We start from the raw sequence: 20,584 nt of genomic DNA, 5'->3' as shown, positions 1-20,584 counted from the left end.
CTGCGGTCCAGGTTCTTTTTATTTATAAAATATATGTTCTGCACAAACATCATCCTCTATCGTGATCACACCAAATGAGTAATACGGCAGGCTCCGTTTATCAGTAGCTGATCCCGGATTAAACAGCATTGTTTTCTTTACAAATTTCAGAATCGGCAAGTGGGAATGGCCAAAAAGGATCAAGTCTAGTTCTTCTCCTTCAAACTCTTCCATCACTCGCTTTTCCGTCGTCTTTTTTTCGCCATGACCGTGGACGATACCTACTTTAAATCCTCCCCATTCCGTGACGATTCTCCGCGGTGCAATTTCTTTTATATCATCCTCATCCACATTCCCGTAGACACCAATCACTTGAGCAAATTCACTTAATTGTTTATATATTTCAACAGTCTGCCAATCACCCAAATGAACAATGAGATTTGCTGAGTACAATTCTTCTATTAATCTTGTCGGAAGCTGTTTCGCCTTCTTAGGCATGTGTGTGTCAGACACAACAATTATCCTCATTATATTCCTCCTCAAACCCACTGCAAAATGTTTATCTGTTTCGTTAGCGGGTATCTTATCTATATATATATAAAGGAGAGTCGTTTAATTATATGGCACATTATATAGAAGTTGACCAAAATGTTCAGCTGTTTGTTCAAGATATTGGCGAAGGGCAACCTATCGTTTTTATCCACGGTTGGCCTGTTAACCACGAAATGTTTGAATACCAAATGAACGAACTTCCTCAAAATGGTTACCGATTTATCGGCATTGATTTAAGAGGGTTTGGAAAATCAGACAAACCTGCATTTGGTTATGATTATGACACATTAGCCCATGATATCAAAGTTATTGTTGAGTACTTGCAATTAGAAAATTTCTACCTTGCAGGATTTTCAATGGGTGGTCCAATAGCGATTCGTTATGCAACCAAACATGCAAATGATCAATTTGCCCGTCTGTTACTGATTGGTGCAGCTGCTCCTAGCTTTACGCAGAGAGATAATTATTCGTATGGAATGAAAAAGGAAGAAGTTGATGGACTAATTGAAGCGATTAAAGAGGATCGTCCGGCAGCATTAAAAGACTTTGGGGGAAATTTCTATCATTCAGATACTTCCGAAGCATTGAATCAGTGGTTCCTCGATTTAGGCCTTCGAGCTTCTGCTCATGGAACAATTGCTTCTGCTGAGGCACTTCGGGACGAAGACCTCAGGGGTGAGTTGGAAGAAGTTAAAGTCCCTACCCTCCTTATGCACGGGAAAAAAGATCAAATCTGTGATTACGAATTCTCACTGCAGCTGAAAGAAGGGATTCGAAATTCAACATTGATCTCTTTTGAAGAAAGCGGTCATGGTCTGATCTATGACGAGAAGGAAAAGTTCAATACAGAGTTGTTGAAGCTTCTTAAATAATAGAAAGAGGACTATTTGCATCTCAGCAGGTAGTCCTCTTTATCTATATTTAAGAAGACACTTTGTAAACCGTGTAAAATCACCGAGATGCTCTTCATATTCTTTGAAAGGGATGGGGAGATCATCTTACTCGATTCCAAAAAGGTAAAAGCCTCTCTACTTGTTTGGGTTACACCTAACTTCTCTTCATCAACAATATACATTGCCAAACCAATACTTGCTTCATATGCCCGTCGTAAGTTCAATATAATAGAATCCTGCTTTGTAAAGTTTTTTAAGTGATCTGGATCCCCTTCATACTCTTCATTGATTCTCTGTAAGCATCGTTCAATCACACTTGCCTTGTTTGACAATATTATAACTCATAGCCCATCCCTGGCTTTGTGCTGCTTCACCTAAAGAATATATAGCACTTAAGAAAAAGAAGAAACCAATTATCCAGTTAAGTAAGCGTTTCATGAAAGCCCTCCTACTTCTACTATATCATTTCCCCGGAAATAAATTATTAAAAATCCTTCCCACTTATATGCCATGGAAAGGATTTTCTGGTTGAGATGCAGAGCAAACAACACATTCACTATATTTACTGAATCGGTGTTTTGTTTGGTGTCCCCGCTTTACGCGGGTACTTCTTTGGTGTTTTCCTTCGTTTCTCAATAATAGCGATATTGCGTTCACTACCTTCCTCGGGAAGTTCAAATGTATAGACGTCTTTGACTTCGCCGCCAACGGTTTGAATAGCAATATTGGCTTCTTCCATTTCGCCTTTTAAGTTCGGACCCTTCATTGCCATAAAATGCCCGCCCTTAATTGCAAGTGGCAAACATAACTCACTTAATACGGACATACGGGCAACAGCGCGGGCCATCACTAAGTCGTAGCCTTCGCGGAATTTAGCGTTTTTACCGAAGTTCTCTGCGCGATCATGGTAAAAAGCGACATCATTCAACTCAAGTTCATGGGCTAAGTGATTCAAAAAGGTGATCCGCTTCTTCAATGAATCGACAATTGTAACTTTCAGGTGTGGAAATACGATTTTTAACGGAATACTTGGAAACCCGGCGCCAGCTCCAACATCACAAATTGTAAGCGGCTTGGAGAAATCATGATAAAAGGCAGCTGTTAACGAATCATAGAAGTGCTTTAAATATACACCTTCCTGATCGGTAATCGCTGTTAAATTCATTTTGTCATTCCATTCCACTAAGATTTCGAAGTATTGCTTGAACTGCTGTTGCTGTTTCTCGTCTAACTCAATGCCTTTTTCATGTAATGCGGTTAGAAAGGTCTGTTTATCCATGAGGCCATCCTTTCACTAGTCATTCACCCGAGACACGGGCAATTTTCCCCTGTTCAATATAGACAAGCAGAATCGATACGTCTGCAGGATTCACCCCTGAGATCCGTGAGGCCTGCCCAACGGATAACGGGCGTACGGCTTCCAGACGGTCGCGAGCTTCTGAAGCAAGTCCATGAATATCAGCGTAATCGATGTTTTCTGGGATTTTCTTCGTTTCCATTTTACGCATGCGCTCAATTTGTTCTAGAGCTTTTTTAATGTAACCGGAATACTTCACTTGAATTTCCACTTGTTCTGTTACGTCATCAGGCAACGTCACATCACTTGCAGATACTTTAGCAATCAAGTCATAATTCATTTCAGGGCGCCGAAGTAAATCCGTTGCACGTACCGCTTCTTTCAACGGAGAACCACCAGACTCTTCAACAATCGCCTGCACTTCATCGGTTGTTTTTAAAATAGTATTTTCAAGACGTGCTTTTTCTTCTTCAATGAGTCGTTTCTTCTCAAGGAAGCGTTCATAACGTTCATCAGAGATCGTACCGATTTGGTGACCAATCTCAGTTAGGCGCAAGTCCGCATTATCATGGCGTAACATGAGGCGAAACTCAGCTCGTGACGTTAGCAGACGGTATGGTTCGCCTGTTCCTTTTGTGACAAGGTCATCGATCATAACACCGATGTAGCCTTGGGAACGGTCTAAGATAAGCGATTCTAAGTTTAGCGCTTTAGCAGCCGCGTTAATCCCGGCCATCATACCTTGCCCAGCTGCCTCTTCATAACCAGACGTTCCGTTGATCTGTCCGGCTGTAAACAGTCCGCTGATTTGCTTGGTTTCAAGTGTTGGCCATAGCTGGGTAGGTACCACAGAATCGTACTCGATCGCGTAACCAGCACGCATGATCTCAGCATTTTCTAAGCCTGGTACGGTCTTCATCATTTCATTTTGTACATACTCTGGAAGCGATGTGGACAGACCTTGCACATAGACCTCCTCTGTATCGCGGCCTTCTGGTTCCAGGAAAATTTGGTGACGCGGTTTGTCGTTAAAACGGACCACCTTATCTTCAATCGATGGGCAATAACGCGGACCTGTTCCTTTGATCATACCTGAATACATCGCAGATAAGCCCAGGTTTTCGTTAATAATCCGATGTGTTTCTTCGTTCGTGTACGTCAGCCAGCACGGAATTTGGTCGGTTATAAATTCTGTTGTTTCATAAGAAAAGGAACGCGGCTCTTCCTCTCCTGGCTGAATTTCTGTTTTAGTATAATCAATCGTATGGCTGTTCACGCGCATCGGTGTTCCTGTCTTGAAGCGAACCATCTCAATGCCAAGTTCCTCAAGGTGCTCTGACAGAGAAACAGATGTACGCTGGTTATTCGGACCACTTTCATATGCTAAGTCACCGATTATGACTTTTCCACGCATAAACGTACCCGTCGTGACAATAACCGTTGGTGCATAATAAGCGGCTTTCGTTTCGGTTACGACCCCTTTTATTTGGTTATCTTCAACGAGTAGTTTCTCAACCATCCCCTGTCTTAATGTGAGGTTTTCCTGGTTTTCAAGGATTCGCTTCATTTCTTTTATATATAAAGGTTTATCAGCTTGAGCACGCAATGCACGAACAGCTGGACCTTTTCTTGTATTTAACAATCGCATTTGAATGTGCGTTTTATCGATAACTTTCCCCATAGCGCCGCCCATGGCATCGATTTCGCGTACGACGATTCCTTTAGCCGGTCCGCCAATGGACGGGTTACACGGCATAAAGGCAACCATATCCAAGTTAAGTGTGAGCATAAGCGTTTTTGCCCCGCGTTTCGCAGATGCTATTGCTGCTTCAACTCCAGCATGACCGGCACCGATAACAATTACATCATAATGGCCTGCATCATAAGTCATTTTGGTTGTCTCTCCTTTTATTAGTGTCTATTTCCCTAAGCAAAACTGCGAAAACAGTTGATCAATTAAACTTTCATGAACAGCATCACCGATGATCTCGCCGAGTATTTCCCATGTTCTTGTCACATCGATTTGCACAACATCAATCGGCACACCCATTTCCATGCCGTTTTGTGCATCTTCTAAGGCTTCCTTCGCTTGTTTGAGGAGCTGTACATGACGAACGTTTGAAACATAAGTCATATCGCCGGTATCCAAATCACCTTCGAAGAACGTGTCAGCGATGGCGTTTTCAAGTTGATCGATGCCTTCTTCACGAATGAGTGCTGTTGTAATAACTGGATGATCTCCTGCTAACCTTTTTACTTTAGAAAGGTCAAGATTAGCTTCGAGGTCCATTTTATTGACGATAACGATGATGTTCAAATCGTTTACGGCTTCAAAGAGTTTCTCATCTTCTTCAGTTAGTTCATCTCCATAGTTTAACACAAGGAGAATGAGGTCTGCTTCCTTTAATACTTGTCTTGAGCGTTCGACACCAATACGTTCGACGATGTCTTCGGTTTCACGGATCCCTGCTGTGTCGATGAGTCGTAATGGTACCCCACGAACGTTGACGTATTCTTCAATCACATCGCGTGTTGTTCCAGGGACTTCAGTGACGATAGCTTTATTTTCGTGAACAAGGGCATTCATGAGTGATGACTTCCCTACATTTGGCCGACCAATGATTGCCGTTCCTAATCCTTCACGTAAGATTTTCCCCTGACGTGCCGTTTCGAGAAGCTTACTAACTTCTCCGTGAACTTCCTTCGTCTTCTCACGCATCATTTCGTTCGACATTTCCTCGACATCATCATATTCAGGGTAATCGATGTTCACTTCAACGTGGGCGAGGGTTTCGAGAAGCTTTTGTCTCAAATCTTGGATAAGATTCGACAAACGACCATCCATTTGCTTCAGTGCTACATTCATCGCTCTGTCTGTTTTGGCACGAATCAGGTCCATGACTGCCTCAGCTTGCGATAAGTCAATACGTCCATTTAAAAAGGCTCGCTTCGTGAATTCGCCAGGCTCTGCTAAACGCGCCCCTTTTGCTAAAACAATCTCCAGCACCCGATTGACAGAAACAAGTCCTCCGTGGCAATTGATTTCTACGATGTCTTCCCGTGTAAATGTTTTCGGCGCGCGCATAGTAGAGACCATCACTTCTTCAGCAGTTTCTCCTGTTTCTGGATCGATAATCTTGCCATAATGCATTGTGTGGGAATCAACCTTATTTAAATCTTTCCCTTCAAATAAGTTGGCCGCGATGGACACAGCCTTAGGACCGCTTAGGCGGACAATGGCAATTGCCCCTTCCCCCATTGGAGTCGATATCGCTGTTATTGTATCAGTTTCCATCTGCGCTCACCTCCTTCCAATTTCTTAAGTCATATATAGTTATCCACATGTGTCTATTTTATTGAAGTCACTAACATATTAGATTACCACATGACCAGGTGTTTTGAAAAGATATCAACAGTTTTTCCTGTGCATCTTTTCGCTTCCTTGTCCACATGTGTATAACTATCTTGCTAACAACTTATTTCATAAAAAAATACTTCCGCCAATTTCTTTGACAGAAGTATTTTGGAAGGTCTATAAAGGTCTAATAACAATGTGTCGTTTCGGATCTTTACCAGCTGAATCTGTTTCTACGTTTTGATTATCTTGTAATGATGCATGGATAATCTTCCGTTCATACGAAGGCATCGGCTCAAGCTTAACCATATCCCCCGTACGAAGGGCTTTATCTGCTAAACGATGTGCCAGCGTTTCTAATGTTTCTTTGCGTCTCGCTCGGTATCCTTCTGCATCTAACATAACGGTATAGAACTGCTCGGACTCACGGTTGATCGCAAGTTGAATGAGATATTGCAATGAGTTCAATGTTTGGCCTCGTTTTCCAATGAGCATAGCGATCTTATCACCAGTAAGTTCGATGAAAATATCCCGGCCATCCACTTCTGTTTTTACTTGAACAGGTGAACCCATTTGCTCTGCTACTTCTAAGATGAACGTTTCAGCGTCCTGCACAGGATCCTTTATAATTGAAACTTTAACAATAGCTGGTTTCGTTCCAAAAACTCCAAAAAACCCTTTTTTACCTTCATCAATGACTTCGATATTTACTTGGTCCCTTGATGCCTGTAACTGCTCTATTGCTGATTGGACCGCTTCTTCAACTGTTTTGCCAGTAGCAGTCATCTGCTTCACTTAGCCGTGCCTCCCGTCGTATCCTTCATCATTGGTTTACGGATAAATAATGTTTGCAGGATCATGACTATGTTACCAACAATCCAGTAAAGAGCTAGTGCAGACGGGAAGAAGAAAGCAAATGTACCGATCATTAACGGCATAATATATAGCATCATTTGCATTTGTGGATTTTGGCCCGCTGCCCCGCCAGCCATCATCAGTTTTTGCTGCAGGAATGTTGTTGCAGCTGTTAAAATAGCTAAAAATGGATCAGATTGTCCTAATTCCATCCATAAAAAACTATGTGTTTGAATGGTTTCCGTACGCATAATGGCATGATAAAAACCTATTAAAACTGGCATTTGTACAATAATCGGTAAACAACCAGCTAACGGATTAACTCCATTCTTTTGAAAAAGCTGCATCGTTTCTTGTTGTAACTTTTGTTGGGATTGTGCGTCTTTAGAACTGTACTTTGAACGCAATTCTTGAAGCTGTGGCTGAATATCCTGCATAGCTTTCGAACTTTTAAGCTGTTTAACGTTTAATGGTAATAGTACGAGACGAATAATTATGGTCACAATAATAATAGATAATCCGTAGCTTCCACCTGTTGAATCGGCGAAAAACTGAAGTGTTTGGGATAATGGATAAACGATATATTCATTCCAGAAGCCTGTGCTATCTTCAGTAATTTCCTGGTTCACCTGGGTACACCCGGATAAGAACATGAGCACACCTGCCATCGCAAGTAATGCTATCAATTTGTTACGCAACGTCGTTCCTCCTTACTCAATCACTTTCACTTTTTATCTATCCAATAGTGTAGCACTATTTCACATGAAAATTCTATATGTCTTTGTTCAAAAAATTACTGAATTAGAAGGAAGACTGAAAGGAGCGCGTCCTGTAACACCTTCACACTGGCTGATGCTCGGCAATGTAGGATCAATGTGTGTAGCAAGCAGGTGACTCTACTTTAGCATCCTAAAAATAAGCCCTGAGAGATGTGCATTGGAAACTTTTCAAACAGCTTTTATATGAATTGTCAGCTTCGCTTATTCCTATTTAAAAGTTTAGATCTCGATAAAACATGAGTTAAACTGCTTTTTATATCGTTAAATCCCATTTGATGTGTCGGCTTTCTGGCAATAATGACGAAATCATAATGTGAAACTATTTCCCCTTCGAGCTCATGAAAAGCTTGTCTTAAGTATCGTTTAATTTGGTTTCTAACCACAGCTGAGCCAATCTTTTTGCTCACGGATAAACCAATACGAAAATGCTCCTGATCCGACTTCTTTAAATAGTAGAGAACCAACTGTCGATTAGCGAATGACTGACCATGTTGAAATACTTGTTGGAATTCTTCATTTTTTTTTATTCGATAAGTTTTCTTCATGGAACGATGACCCCCGCAAAAAATAAAAACTACTTGTCAAAGAGGTGCGAAATTAAGGAATAGGCTTTTGTTTGCCCTCGACGCCCCCCAGCCCGGTTAAGACCAGCTTGGCCTCATCTTGAAAGACAAAAGCGCAGGGCGTGGACCATGATGTGGCCCTTACACGCGAATTTACTCACAGAGAACAAACTTTATCATTTCCTAACCAACTAGAAAAAAAGACCACTGATTTGTTCAGTGGCCTATGCTGATAATACTTTTCTTCCTTTACGACGGCGACGAGCAAGAACGTTACGACCATTCTTAGTACTCATACGATTACGGAAGCCGTGTACTTTCTTACGCTTACGTTTATTTGGTTGAAATGTGCGTTTCATTATATATACACCTCCTGAGGAAAATTCCACTACATACATTTAAAAGGCAGTCCCGATAATTATAAGCAATCATTAAATATGTGTCAATATCTATTTAATTTCATTACTTGATCGGCTTGATCTAACAGTTATATAACAGCCGCTGTTACATAACAAGAAACACATCGAAAAAAATACTTTTTCAGCGAACATTCACAGGACCTGTGTATAATTTCTCGACATATTTATCCTGTCCACAGCAAATATCGACAGGTTCATAACAAAATATAGTGCTGTGGACAAGGACTGTCTACAACTTGTTGAGATTGTGGATAAGTTCCTATGAACCATTGCAACAATACTGTTTATCTGATATTATATTTGTGTTTAACTGTGAATTATCTCTCCAGCAAATTTATGTTATGCACAGATTGTGGATAAGCTGTGGACAGTTATTAACACGGTTGTTTGTAGACTTTTACACAACTCTGTGGATAATGGAAATAACAATCTATAAACCTATGATTACAAGACTTATTCATCCACAGCCAATCAAAGGTCTTTTACGAATAACTTTATACAAGCTTGATATGTATGCCTTTCGATCCTGTAAATATCGTTCGAAAAAGAGAACGGGAGGCTTTTTTTGTTCCCTACTTATAAAAATAGAAAGGGGTGAAAAATTTTGGAGAACATTAACGAACTTTGGGACAACACCTTAGAGAAAATGAAAGAAAAAATAAGTAAGCCCAGCTTTGAAACATGGCTTAAAGCTACGAAAGCTGATTCTTTAAATGAAAGTACATTGACGATCGTCGCTCCTAATGAATTTGCTCGTGATTGGCTTGAAAACCAGTATGAAGGCCTTATTACTGAAACACTTCATGAAGTGACTGGTGCTGAATTATCGACAAGATTCATCATTCCCGAAACGAAAGACAATTCATTAGATGATGTGAAACTATCTTCTAAAAAAGTACCAAACGATAAAAGTAACGAGACAGAAGAGTTTACCCAGAGCATGCTTAACTCAAAAAACACCTTTGATACCTTTGTTATTGGATCGGGGAACCGCTTTGCACATGCAGCCTCCCTCGCTGTAGCTGAAGCACCAGCCAAAGCTTATAACCCGCTATTTATTTATGGTGGTGTAGGACTCGGTAAAACCCACCTTATGCATGCCATTGGCCATTATGTGCTTGATCATAATCCAAATGCTAAAGTGGTTTATTTATCATCAGAGAAATTCACCAACGAATTTATTAATTCAATTCGTGATAATAAGGCCGTAAATTTCCGTAATAAGTATCGTAGTGTGGATGTGCTTTTAATAGATGATATTCAATTTCTAGCTGGAAAAGAATCAACACAAGAAGAATTCTTCCATACTTTTAATACACTCCATGAAGAGAGCAAACAAATCGTCATCTCAAGTGATCGGCCTCCAAAAGAAATTCCAACTCTTGAAGACCGACTCCGTTCTCGGTTTGAATGGGGATTAATCACGGACATTACCCCCCAGACCTTGAGACAAGGATTGCGATCTTACGAAAAAAGGCGAAGGCAGAAGGACTCGACATTCCTAATGAGGTCATGCTTTATATCGCTAACCAAATCGATACAAACATTCGCGAACTAGAGGGTGCACTTATCCGTATTGTTGCTTACTCTTCCTTAATTAATCGCGACATTAATGCTTCGTTAGCTGCAGAGGCATTAAAGGATATCGTTCCTAGTTCAAAGCCTCGCGTCATTACAATACAAGCTATTCAAGAAATGGTTGGGGAGAAATACAACGTACGGTTGGAGGACTTTCCAGCGAAAAAACGGACGAAATCGATTGCTTTCCCTAGACAGATTGCCATGTATTTATCGAGAGAGCTGACTGATTTTTCATTACCTAAAATAGGAGAGGAATTCGGAGGACGTGACCATACAACAGTTATTCATGCCCATGAAAAAATATCAAAAATGATTGCAGCAGATCAGCAATTACAAAGAGAGCTTGATGAAATCATCGAACAACTTAAAGCTCATTAGCTGAATAGTGTGTATAACTAGGTCACATTCATCAACAGTCTATCCACATGTGGATAGACTGTGTTCGCTTAAACTTATTAAGGTTATCCACAAATTCACAGCGCCTATTACTTCTATTACTATTTTTTTAATAATAATTAATATATACAAGAGGAGTGACTCCCATGAAATTTACGATCCAAAGGGAACAATTGATGGAAAGTGTTCAACATGTCATGAAAGCCATCTCATCCAGAACAACGATTCCTATCTTAACCGGTATGAAATTAGAAGTAAGTGAACAAGGGGTAAAACTTACAGGTAGCGACTCAGACATTTCTATTGAATCGATTATTCCTGTTGAAGAGAACGGGATCGTATATGTAGAAAATATAGAACCTGGAAGTGTCGTACTCCAAGCAAAGTATTTCCCTGATATCGTCCGTAAACTTCCTCAAAGCACCGTAGAAATTGAGAGTGATGACCGGAGGAACATTACGATCCGCTCTGGAAAAGCAGAATTTCATTTGAATGGACAAGATTCAGAAGAATATCCTCAGCTACCTCAGTTACATACGGAGGATAGCTTTGAGTTACCTACTGATTTATTAAAGAATTTAATTCGTCAAACAGTATTTGCTGTTTCCTCTTCTGAAACACGCCCTATTCTAACGGGGGTACATGTAAGAGTTGAGAATGAAGAGCTCCATTTTACAGCGACAGACAGCCACCGCCTAGCTTCCAGAAAGATTCCCTTAGAATCAAAAACTGAGCTTCCTTCTGTCGTTATTCCTGGGAAAAGCTTAACGGAACTTAATAAAATTCTAGATGACTCCGAAGATACGATTGAAATAAGCGTCACAGAAAATCAAGTACTATTCAGAACGAAGCATTTATATTTCCTTTCTCGTCTATTAGAAGGGAATTATCCTGAAACTTCCCGCCTCATTCCTGAACAAAGTAAAACTGTTGTTAAAATTGATACGAAAGAATTATTACAATCTGTTGACCGTGCCTCCTTATTAGCTAAAGAGAATCGTAACAATGTTGTTCGTCTAATCATGAAGGAAGGGAATCAAATTGAAATTAATGGAAACTCTCCTGAAGTTGGAAATGTAGTCGAAGAGGTTGTTGCTGATTCGATAGAGGGAGAAGAATTGAAAATTTCCTTCAGTGCTAAATATATGATGGATGCCTTAAAGTCTATTCATTATGACCAGGTGAAGGTGGAATTTACAGGAGCTATGCGCCCGTTCTTAATTCGTCCTGTAGATGATGAGCAAATCCTTCAGTTGATTCTGCCCGTACGTACTTACTAGAAAGAATTGGGGATCTAGTAAGCCTGTACCTTTACACTGTCCTAACTAAGAAAGGGGAAATACCGTTATGACATCAAATCATAGCGGTATTTTTTATTTTGTTGCCGAATGACATACAAATTAGCTATTTTATGTTACATTCTGCTGTTTGCTTTTCTTAACGGCATATTTTTAGTAAAATAGAGAGATAAGACAAACCAACACAAATAGGGTGAATATATGAGCGAACGTATTGAAATATCTACAGAGTTTATTCCACTAGGACAGTTTTTAAAGCTGAGTAATGTCGTAGAGTCAGGTGGAATGGTTAAGGTTTTTCTGGCTGAATTTGAAGTATATGTAAATGGTGAGCCAGAACAACGCCGCGGAAGAAAGCTATACCTGGGAGACGTCGTTGATATTCCTGAATTCGGAGTTTATGAAGTAGTCCGAGAAGAATAGTCGGAGTATATAAACTATGTATATTCACGAAATGTCAATGCGCTCTTTCCGAAATTATGATCAGCTCTCATTGACTTTTGATCATACGATAAATGTCATTATTGGTGAAAACGCCCAGGGTAAAACCAATTTAATGGAAGCTATTTATGCTTTAGCCTTTACACGCTCCCATCGTACGCCCCGTGATAAAGAGTTAATACAATGGGACGCGGAGTATGCTAAAATAAATGGGAGTATATTCAAACGGGACCGTCGCTTTCCCCTTGAGATTATTTTTTCTAAAAAAGGAAAGAAAGCGAAGTTAAATCATATCGAACAAAGGAAGTTAAGTGACTATATTGGTGCGTTAAACGTTGTTATGTTTGCACCTGAGGATTTACACCTGGTAAAAGGGAGTCCTCAGGTGCGTCGTAGGTTTATCGACATGGAAATCGGGCAGATTCAACCAAGATATATTTACCATTTAGGCCAGTATCAAAAGGTTTTGCGCCAGCGAAATCATTTACTAAAAGAACTCCAGCGTAAACCATCAGCTGATCGAATGATGCTAGGTGTACTTACCGATCAGTTGATTGAACATGCTGTCACAATAATTGAACGTCGATTTAAATTTCTACAATTGCTTCGTTCATGGGCAGGACCCATTCATGAAGGGATCAGTCGGAAACTAGAAATCCTTGAAATTACTTATGATGCTAGTGTAAAAGTATCAGAGGATATGGATTTGGCAACAATAAAGATAAACTATGAAGAGAAATTTAGGGAAATAGAATCAAAAGAGATCGAGAGAGGGACTACTTTAGCTGGCCCCCACCGTGATGACCTCGTCTTTTATGTGAATGGAAAAGATGTTCAAACCTATGGCTCCCAGGGTCAGCAGCGAACAACGGCTTTATCTTTAAAGCTAGCTGAAATAGAGCTGATTCATAGTGAAGTAGGTGAGTATCCGATCTTACTCTTAGATGACGTATTGAGTGAACTCGATGATTTTAGGCAATCCCACTTGCTTCATACGATCCGGGGAAAGGTACAGACGTTTGTGTCCACAACAAGTATTGAAGGCATAGAGCACGATGCTCTCAAGGAAGCCGAAATATTTCGAGTGAAAGAAGGAACGATTGAGGTTCAGAAATGAGGTGGCAAATTGTTTATTCATATCGGTGATGATCATGTTATTCAATCAAAAGATGTTATCAGTATCATCGATTATAGTTTAATGACATCATCCTCTATTATCGAGGAAATGATTTTTAACCAAAGAAAGAATAAACAGGTGGTTGAAACAGAAGAAGATAGTGCGAAGTCTATTGTAATTACGAAAGGGTACATCTACTTTAGCCCTCTTTCTGTTTATACGTTAAAAAAACGGGCGAATATGATGTCCACTTTAAATAAATTAGAAGACTTCACGGAAGAACAGGAAATGTAGCATTGTTTAAAGCTTTGCTAAACCACTTGAGAAATGTAGGTGAGTACCATGAAGGAAGAAATATTAGAAGAAAAACAATCCTATGATGAAAATCAAATACAGGTACTTGAAGGCCTTGAGGCTGTAAGAAAGCGGCCGGGTATGTATATTGGTTCAACAAATGAGAAAGGTCTTCATCATTTAGTCTGGGAAATTGTTGATAACAGTATTGATGAAGCAATGGCTGACTACTGTGATCATATTCAAGTAGTGATAGAAAAAGATAATAGCATTACCGTTATCGATAATGGACGCGGTGTGCCAGTTGGGATGCACGAAAAGGCAGGCCGTCCAGCCGTTGAAGTCATTATGACCGTTTTGCATGCAGGTGGTAAATTCGGCGGCGGTGGTTACAAAGTATCAGGTGGTTTACACGGTGTAGGTGCTTCTGTGGTAAACGCATTGTCTTCTAAACTTGAAATTTTCGTTCACCGTGATGGAAAAGTTCATTATCAGGAATACCATCGAGGAGTTCCACAAGATGACCTAAAAGTTATTGATGATACTGATATTACAGGTACAAAAATTCAATTTAAGCCAGACCCAGAAATTTTCACGGAAACGGAAGAATATCAATACGACATATTAGCGAATCGTATTCGTGAATTGGCTTTCTTGAATAAAGGATTAACGATTACGCTTGAGGATAAACGTAGTGAACAAGAGCCGGCTCATTATTTCTACGAAGGTGGTATTATTTCCTACGTGGAGCATTTAAATCGGACGCGTGAAGGATTACATGAACCTTTTAGTATCGAAGATGAGCAAGATGAGATTTCCATCGAAATCGCTATGCAATATAACGATGGGTTTGCGAGTAATATTTACTCCTATGCAAACAACATCCATACCTATGAAGGCGGCACACACGAATCTGGTTTCAAGACGGGTTTAACTCGTGTAATTAATGACTATGCTCGTAAAAATAATATGTTTAAAGAAACAGACCCGAATTTAACAGGTGATGATGTACGCGAAGGGCTTACCGCGATTATTTCGATTAAACATCCAGACCCTCAATTCGAAGGGCAAACTAAAACTAAGCTTGGGAATAGTGAAGCCCGAACAATTACAGATGCCTTATTTTCAGAAGGGTTATCAAGATTTCTATTTGAAAATCCTGACATGGCCAAACGAGTTGTAGAAAAGGGATTAATGGCTTCCAGAGCACGAATGGCTGCTAAAAAAGCACGTGAATTAACTCGGCGTAAAAATGCTCTAGAGGTATCAAATCTTCCCGGTAAACTTGCAGATTGTTCATCAAAAGATGCGAACATTTCTGAGTTATATGTCGTGGAGGGTGACTCAGCCGGCGGTTCTGCTAAGCAAGGGCGTGACCGCCATTTCCAAGCGATCCTGCCACTAAGGGGTAAAATTATTAACGTAGAGAAAGCACGCTTAGATAAAATTCTTTCTAATAACGAAGTTCGTACAATTATTACTGCACTAGGCACAGGGATTGGCGAAGAATTTGATATTGCGAAAGCTCGTTATCACAAGGTTGTTATTATGACCGATGCTGATGTTGATGGAGCGCATATTCGGACACTGTTGTTAACGTTCTTTTATCGTTATATGCGTCCACTCATTGAGCATGGCTACATCTATATTGCACAGCCGCCATTGTATAAGGTTCAGCAAGGGAAGGCTGTTCACTACACCTATAGTGATAAGCAGCTGGATGAAATCATGGCTGAGCTGCCGAGCTCTCCTAAACCGGGTGTTCAACGATATAAAGGTCTTGGTGAGATGAACCCAGAACAGTTATGGGAAACCACCATGGACCCTGAAACACGCACATTGCTTCAAGTGAATCTTCAAGACGCTATTGGCGCAGATGAAACGTTTGATATCCTTATGGGAGATAAAGTGGAACCACGCCGTAATTTCATCCAAGAGAACGCACAGTACGTGAAGAATTTAGATATATAAGGGAAGTGCTAGCGCTTTGGAACGATGGAATCGACTTTTGTGCAAGGATGCTTGTGCTCGACACAAAGCGAAAATGAGATGACCCCCTGTTCATGGGAATACATTAGAACGGCTTTATGCCGTTCTTTTCCTCGCAGGTCACTAGGAGGTAAATAGAATGGTTGATCAACCCGAACGCCCACGCGTACAGGAAGTAAATATTAGTCAAGAAATGAGAACGTCCTTTCTTGACTATGCGATGAGTGTTATTGTTGCTCGTGCTCTTCCTGATGTACGTGATGGTTTAAAGCCGGTACACCGACGTATTTTATATGCGATGCATGATTTAGGTATGCATTCAGATAAAGCCTATAAGAAATCAGCGCGTATTGTAGGTGAAGTTATTGGTAAGTACCACCCGCACGGTGACTCTGCGGTCTATGACACAATGGTACGTATGGCTCAAGATTTTGCCTACCGTAATATGCTTGTAGATGGGCACGGTAACTTTGGTTCTGTGGACGGTGATGCTGCTGCTGCGATGCGTTATACAGAAGCACGTATGTCTAAGATTTCCATGGAGATTCTGCGTGATATTAACAAAGATACAATAGATTACACGGATAACTATGATGGCTCAGAAAAGGAGCCCGTTGTTTTGCCAGCAAGGTTTCCGAACTTGCTCGTAAATGGTGGATCGGGAATAGCGGTGGGTATGGCAACAAATATTCCACCCCATCAGCTTGGTGAGGTCATTGATGGCGTGCTTGCACTCAGTAAAGACCCTGAGATTACAATACAAGAATTGATGGAAGAATATATTTATGGACCTGACTTCCCAACACATGGACAAATTCTCGGTTTAAGCGGGATTAGAAAAGCCTATGAAACTGGGAAAGGTTCAATTACTATTCGTGCAAAAGTAGACATCGAAGAGCAGGCCAATGGTAAACCCCGGCTTATAGTCACAGAGCTCCCTTATCAAGTAAACAAGGCTCGTCTAGTAGAAAAGATTGCTGATCTGGCAAGGGATAAAAAGATAGATGGTATAACAGACTTGCGTGATGAATCTGACCGTAATGGAATGCGTGTCGTGGTAGAATTACGTCGTGATGCTAACCCGAACGTACTGCTTAATAACTTATATAAAATGACTGCCCTCCAGACCACTTTTGGAATAAATATGCTGGCTTTAGTTGATGGACATCCAAAGGTTCTGAATTTAAAACAATGCCTCGAACATTATTTAGAACACCAAAAAGTCGTGATTAGACGCAGAACGGCTTACGAGCTGCGTAAAGCAGAAGCCCGTGCTCATATCTTAGAAGGGTTGCGTGTCGCATTAGATCATTTAGATGAAGTCATTAAGCTCATACGAGAATCACAAACGACAGACATTGCCCGTACGGGTTTGATGGAGCGTTTCGGCTTATCCGAAAAGCAATCCCAAGCTATTTTGGATATGCGCTTACAACGATTAACAGGACTTGAACGAGAGAAAATTGAAGAGGAGTACCAAGGGCTTATTAAACATATTGCTGAGTTGCGTGCAATTTTGGCCGATGAAGAAAAAGTTCTTGAAATTATCCGAGAAGAGCTTCTTGAAGTGAAAGAACGATTTAATGATGAACGTCGTACCGAAATCATGTTAGGTGGAACAGATTTTATTGAAGATGAAGATTTAATTCCTGAGGAAACGGTCATTGTGACATTAACTCATCAAGGATATGTGAAACGTCTACCTGCAAGTACTTATCGTTCACAACGTCGAGGCGGACGGGGTGTTCAAAGTATGGGCACACATGAAGAGGATTTCGTTGAACATTTACTATCAACTTCAACCCATAACACCCTGTTGTTTTTCTCAAATAAAGGCAAGGTATATAAGGCAAAAGGGTATGAAGTGCCAGAGTTCAGTCGTACTGCCAAAGGGATTCCCATCATTAATATGCTTGAGATTGAGCGTGATGAATGGATCAATGCGGTAATTGCCGTAGAAGATTTTGTTGACGATTGGTATTTCATTTTCACGACAAGAAATGGAATTACGAAGCGGACGAGCATATCCCAATTCGCGAATATACGCCGCGGCGGTTTAATCGCCCTTGGACTACGTGAGGATGATGAACTTATTTCTGTTAGACTCACTAACGGGGACAAAGATATTATGATTGGTACTCAAAACGGCTATGTAATTCGTTTTAATGAGGGACAAATTCGCTCGATGGGGCGGACAGCTGCAGGGGTGAAGGGAATCTCTCTTCGTGAAGATGACAAAGTTGTATCGATGGAAATTATTGATGACAGTCTGCAAGTCTTGACCGTTACCAATAGAGGATTTGGTAAACGAACCCCTGCTGACGATTACCGAATTACGAACCGTGGTGGTAAAGGTATCATTACGTGTAATTTAACTGAGAAAAACGGTCAAGTTGTAGCAACAAAGGCTGTCACTGGTGAAGAAGATGTGATGATCATAACTGCGAGTGGTGTCCTGATTCGTATGCCAGTAGAAAGCATTAGCGAGACAGGAAGAAACACTCAAGGAGTTCGGTTGATTCGCCTTCAGGAAGAGGAAGAAGTGGCGACTGTCGCTCGTATCGAATCTGAAAAAGAAGAAGAAGAAATTATAGAAGAAGCTATAGAAGAGGCGGAAAGTAAACAAGAACAGGCAACAGAAGTTCAAGAGGACGATTCCTCTGAAGAATAAGCCAGTTCATTGGCAAATTTAGAGAGTCGCCTGTCGTTCATGCGACAGTGCGGCTTTCTTTTATATACATAAGAAAGAGGCGGTGCACATGCATGTACATCCTTCCCAATTAATACAAGGGTGTATTGTCCTTCAAGATATCATGGGTAAAACGAAACGGCCGATTATTCCAAAAAATACAGTGATTAACCCTCTACATATCAAAATATTGCATAAGTTTAACGTTCAGTCCATCGAAGTAGGGCCAAAACTTTCAAATGGTTCTCCTTACCTGCCTAAACAACAATCCGAGGGACACCCTAGCCCACCTGAAGCTCACAACAGAGATACAGCACAGAGCGGGACCAGCAATTTCCGGGATCAATACCTAGGGGTAGTGAAACAGTATAAACAGTGGATTTCCCTCTGGCAAAGAGGCAGAGCCGTCGATATGATGGAAATCCGGCGTGTCTTTATTCCACTTTTAAAAAGAGCCTTGAAAGGCAGGCATGATGTATTCCTGTTACACCATTACTCTACTGAAGCGGACTACAATGAACATCATTGTGTAGCGATGGGCCTCATTTCAGGGTTTCTTGCTGCTAGGCTCGGTTATACACAAGGAGAATGGCTTCAAGTAGGGTTAGCAGGATTGTTAAGCGATTGTGGGATGGCACGGATTGAAGAAACGATTAGTAAGAAAGAAGGTCCGTTAAGTCAACAAGAGTATGAAGAGGTGAAAAAACACCCTACTTATTCCTATCGTTTAGTGGAGAGCATACCCTCTTTAAATAATCAAGCGAAGCTCGCCATTCTTCAGCATCATGAACGATTGGATGGAAGCGGCTACCCTTTGGGATTGAAGCAGGATAAAATCCACCTTTTTAGCCAGATCATCGCTGTTAGTGATATGTATCATGCTATGACATCTGAAAGAATCTATCGTAAGAAACAGTCTCCTTTTAAGGTACTCGAGGCTGTACTAAAAGAGCAATTTGGAAGATACGATCATCAAGTGATTCAAGTTCTTGTTAAAGAAATGACAAATTATTCGACAGGAACGAAAGTAAGACTAACGAATAACCAGCTTGCAGAGATCATCTTTGTTGAACCGTCAGATCCTACACGACCAATGATCAGATTCCTAGAAGACGGAGAAATCATTCATTTAAAAGATAATCCCGATATTCATATTGAAGAAGTTTTTGATTAAACTCCAGGGTCAATTTGTTCAGTTAATGAAGGCTTACAAACTGATCTTTCAACCACCCAGACACTAATGCTGGGATGTGTCCGGGGAGGGATTGCAGGAAGTGGACAATAAACACATAATCTTCACGGTCTCTTAGCTGTTCCATCTCCCCCACCACTCTCCTTCATATCGAACAAGCATACTCAGATTATATAAAATAGCGAAATGGGCAAGTAATTCAGGCAGTTTTGCCGGAAAAGCCTCTTTCCCCTTACATGAGTAAATAGGTTCCATAAATAGGAGAGGTCGCAACAATTCATCCATTGACAGTTTATTTTGATCAATTGTCTGGTGAAACAGATGCTTAGCCGCATATGGGAAAAGTCCATTTGGCTGAATGCGTACATCATCCTCTAAAAAACGATAGTGCATCTTTTTCCTTTTTCGTGTAGAAAGACCGTGAGCAAGTACTTTCGCTGTAGCAGGATACCCTGGATCTACGGTTAGAAGGCAGCTTTTCAAGTAATGAGTCATGCCATAATAATAGAGCAATGGCTGAACACTTAGCGGTGTGGAGGCAGCGGCGGATAAGTATTCTTCTCCTAGTTTGACCTCATATATAAAACGTTCAGCATTATGATAAGCGTGTTCTTTCGCTTTTTTACTGTCAATTCGGTCATAGCATTTTAATAAAAATGGTCTTGTATGTGAAGTGACTTGTAAATAGGTGAGCCACGTTGATCGGCTATCTGTCATAACTCGACTCCTTCCTTTTATAACAGGGATAAGTGCCATATTTTTATCCTTGAAAAAGCTCAATCATTGTCGTATTGTAAATAACAATAAGAAATTCTAAGTTCCGTGGTAGTTTAGTCCATCTGCGTTGACTATAGCCCACTTACTTTACCCACATTCACCCAAAATTATTTAAGGA

At 40.7% G+C, this 20,584-nt stretch carries 20 protein-coding genes and 1 pseudogene; 9 read left to right on the top strand and 12 right to left on the bottom strand.

Translation table 11 applies throughout. The features are described 5' to 3' along the window. Window positions 1-18: 18 nt before the first annotated feature. Complete coding sequence (locus MUO15_RS14120) at window positions 19-507, bottom strand: metallophosphoesterase family protein (protein WP_245030083.1); 489 nt, start codon at window positions 505-507, stop codon at window positions 19-21. A gap of 92 nt (window positions 508-599) precedes the next feature. Between MUO15_RS14120 and MUO15_RS14115 the strand changes: the two genes are divergently transcribed. Beyond that, window positions 600-1,403 (top strand): alpha/beta fold hydrolase, encoded by an 804-nt coding sequence (locus MUO15_RS14115; protein ID WP_245030082.1) that lies wholly within the window; start codon window positions 600-602, stop codon window positions 1,401-1,403. Between the two features lie 11 nt (window positions 1,404-1,414). Here the strand turns inward: MUO15_RS14115 and hepT are convergent, their stop codons facing one another. The 9 genes from hepT to rpmH form a co-directional block, all read right to left on the bottom strand. Further along, entirely contained in the window at window positions 1,415-1,756 is a 342-nt protein-coding gene (gene hepT / locus MUO15_RS14110; protein ID WP_245030080.1) for a type VII toxin-antitoxin system HepT family RNase toxin, read from the bottom strand. Continuing rightward, window positions 1,731-1,862 (bottom strand): hypothetical protein, encoded by a 132-nt coding sequence (locus MUO15_RS21700; protein WP_256464132.1) that lies wholly within the window; start codon window positions 1,860-1,862, stop codon window positions 1,731-1,733. The genes hepT and MUO15_RS21700 overlap by 26 nt, the downstream gene beginning before the upstream one ends. Before the next feature lie 124 nt (window positions 1,863-1,986). Next, window positions 1,987-2,703: a 16S rRNA (guanine(527)-N(7))-methyltransferase RsmG gene (gene rsmG, locus MUO15_RS14105; protein ID WP_245030079.1), complete on the bottom strand. Its 717-nt coding sequence runs from the start codon at window positions 2,701-2,703 to the stop codon at window positions 1,987-1,989. A 19-nt stretch (window positions 2,704-2,722) separates the two neighbouring features. Further along, window positions 2,723-4,612 carry a tRNA uridine-5-carboxymethylaminomethyl(34) synthesis enzyme MnmG gene (mnmG, locus tag MUO15_RS14100; RefSeq protein WP_245030078.1) on the bottom strand — a complete coding sequence of 630 codons (1,890 nt, stop codon included), beginning with the start codon at window positions 4,610-4,612 and terminating at the stop codon, window positions 2,723-2,725. A 27-nt stretch (window positions 4,613-4,639) separates the two neighbouring features. Next, a complete protein-coding gene (gene mnmE / locus MUO15_RS14095) occupies window positions 4,640-6,016 on the bottom strand; it encodes a tRNA uridine-5-carboxymethylaminomethyl(34) synthesis GTPase MnmE (RefSeq protein ID WP_245030077.1) in 1,377 nt (458 codons plus the stop codon). A 237-nt stretch (window positions 6,017-6,253) separates the two neighbouring features. Then, complete coding sequence (gene jag, locus MUO15_RS14090) at window positions 6,254-6,871, bottom strand: RNA-binding cell elongation regulator Jag/EloR (RefSeq protein WP_245030076.1); 618 nt, start codon at window positions 6,869-6,871, stop codon at window positions 6,254-6,256. Further along, a complete protein-coding gene (gene spoIIIJ, locus MUO15_RS14085) occupies window positions 6,868-7,629 on the bottom strand; it encodes a YidC family membrane integrase SpoIIIJ (RefSeq protein ID WP_245030075.1) in 762 nt (253 codons plus the stop codon). Before spoIIIJ ends, jag begins: the two co-directional genes overlap by 4 nt. 272 nt (window positions 7,630-7,901) lie before the next feature. Next, a complete protein-coding gene (gene rnpA, locus MUO15_RS14080) occupies window positions 7,902-8,255 on the bottom strand; it encodes a ribonuclease P protein component (RefSeq protein ID WP_245030074.1) in 354 nt (117 codons plus the stop codon). 242 nt (window positions 8,256-8,497) lie between these two features. Further along, complete coding sequence (rpmH, locus tag MUO15_RS14075; protein ID WP_244755378.1) at window positions 8,498-8,632, bottom strand: 50S ribosomal protein L34; 135 nt, start codon at window positions 8,630-8,632, stop codon at window positions 8,498-8,500. Between the two features lie 664 nt (window positions 8,633-9,296). Between rpmH and dnaA the strand changes: the two are divergent. The 8 genes and pseudogenes from dnaA to MUO15_RS14035 all read left to right on the top strand — a co-directional run bounded on the left by dnaA (window position 9,297) and on the right by MUO15_RS14035 (window position 19,671). Then, window positions 9,297-10,651, top strand: a pseudogene (gene dnaA / locus MUO15_RS14070) (chromosomal replication initiator protein DnaA). A 164-nt stretch (window positions 10,652-10,815) separates the two neighbouring features. After that, on the top strand, window positions 10,816-11,949 hold the full coding sequence (gene dnaN, locus MUO15_RS14065) for a DNA polymerase III subunit beta (protein ID WP_245030072.1): 1,134 nt from the start codon (window positions 10,816-10,818) through the stop codon (window positions 11,947-11,949). Between the two features lie 219 nt (window positions 11,950-12,168). After that, window positions 12,169-12,390, top strand: a complete 222-nt coding sequence (gene yaaA / locus MUO15_RS14060) for a S4 domain-containing protein YaaA (protein WP_245030070.1) — start codon at window positions 12,169-12,171, stop codon at window positions 12,388-12,390. A gap of 16 nt (window positions 12,391-12,406) precedes the next feature. Further along, window positions 12,407-13,525, top strand: a complete 1,119-nt coding sequence (gene recF / locus MUO15_RS14055) for a DNA replication/repair protein RecF (protein ID WP_245030068.1) — start codon at window positions 12,407-12,409, stop codon at window positions 13,523-13,525. Window positions 13,526-13,534: 9 nt separating this feature from the next. Next, a complete protein-coding gene (gene remB / locus MUO15_RS14050) occupies window positions 13,535-13,819 on the top strand; it encodes an extracellular matrix regulator RemB (protein WP_245030066.1) in 285 nt (94 codons plus the stop codon). A 48-nt stretch (window positions 13,820-13,867) separates the two neighbouring features. Further along, window positions 13,868-15,790 (top strand): DNA topoisomerase (ATP-hydrolyzing) subunit B, encoded by a 1,923-nt coding sequence (gene gyrB / locus MUO15_RS14045; RefSeq protein WP_245030064.1) that lies wholly within the window; start codon window positions 13,868-13,870, stop codon window positions 15,788-15,790. Window positions 15,791-15,947: 157 nt separating this feature from the next. Further along, window positions 15,948-18,479: a DNA gyrase subunit A gene (gyrA, locus tag MUO15_RS14040; protein ID WP_245030062.1), complete on the top strand. Its 2,532-nt coding sequence runs from the start codon at window positions 15,948-15,950 to the stop codon at window positions 18,477-18,479. A gap of 88 nt (window positions 18,480-18,567) precedes the next feature. Beyond that, window positions 18,568-19,671 carry an HD-GYP domain-containing protein gene (locus MUO15_RS14035; RefSeq protein ID WP_245030060.1) on the top strand — a complete coding sequence of 368 codons (1,104 nt, stop codon included), beginning with the start codon at window positions 18,568-18,570 and terminating at the stop codon, window positions 19,669-19,671. Between the two features lie 22 nt (window positions 19,672-19,693). Here MUO15_RS14035 and MUO15_RS21695 read toward each other — a convergent pair whose 3' ends face one another. Together MUO15_RS21695 and MUO15_RS14030 are read right to left on the bottom strand one after the other, a co-directional pair. Continuing rightward, complete coding sequence (locus MUO15_RS21695) at window positions 19,694-19,816, bottom strand: hypothetical protein (RefSeq protein WP_256464131.1); 123 nt, start codon at window positions 19,814-19,816, stop codon at window positions 19,694-19,696. After that, window positions 19,804-20,406, bottom strand: coding sequence for a YaaC family protein (locus MUO15_RS14030; protein ID WP_245030058.1), 603 nt, complete (start codon window positions 20,404-20,406; stop codon window positions 19,804-19,806). The genes MUO15_RS21695 and MUO15_RS14030 overlap by 13 nt, the downstream gene beginning before the upstream one ends. Window positions 20,407-20,584: the final 178 nt, after the last annotated feature.

The organism is Halobacillus amylolyticus (assembly GCF_022921115.1).
In the GTDB taxonomy this organism is placed as follows: Bacteria; Bacillota; Bacilli; order Bacillales; family Halobacillaceae; genus Halobacillus_A; species Halobacillus_A amylolyticus.
The sequence above is the reverse complement of the archived record's forward strand: the minus strand, read 5'-3'. Positions and strand labels throughout refer to the sequence as shown.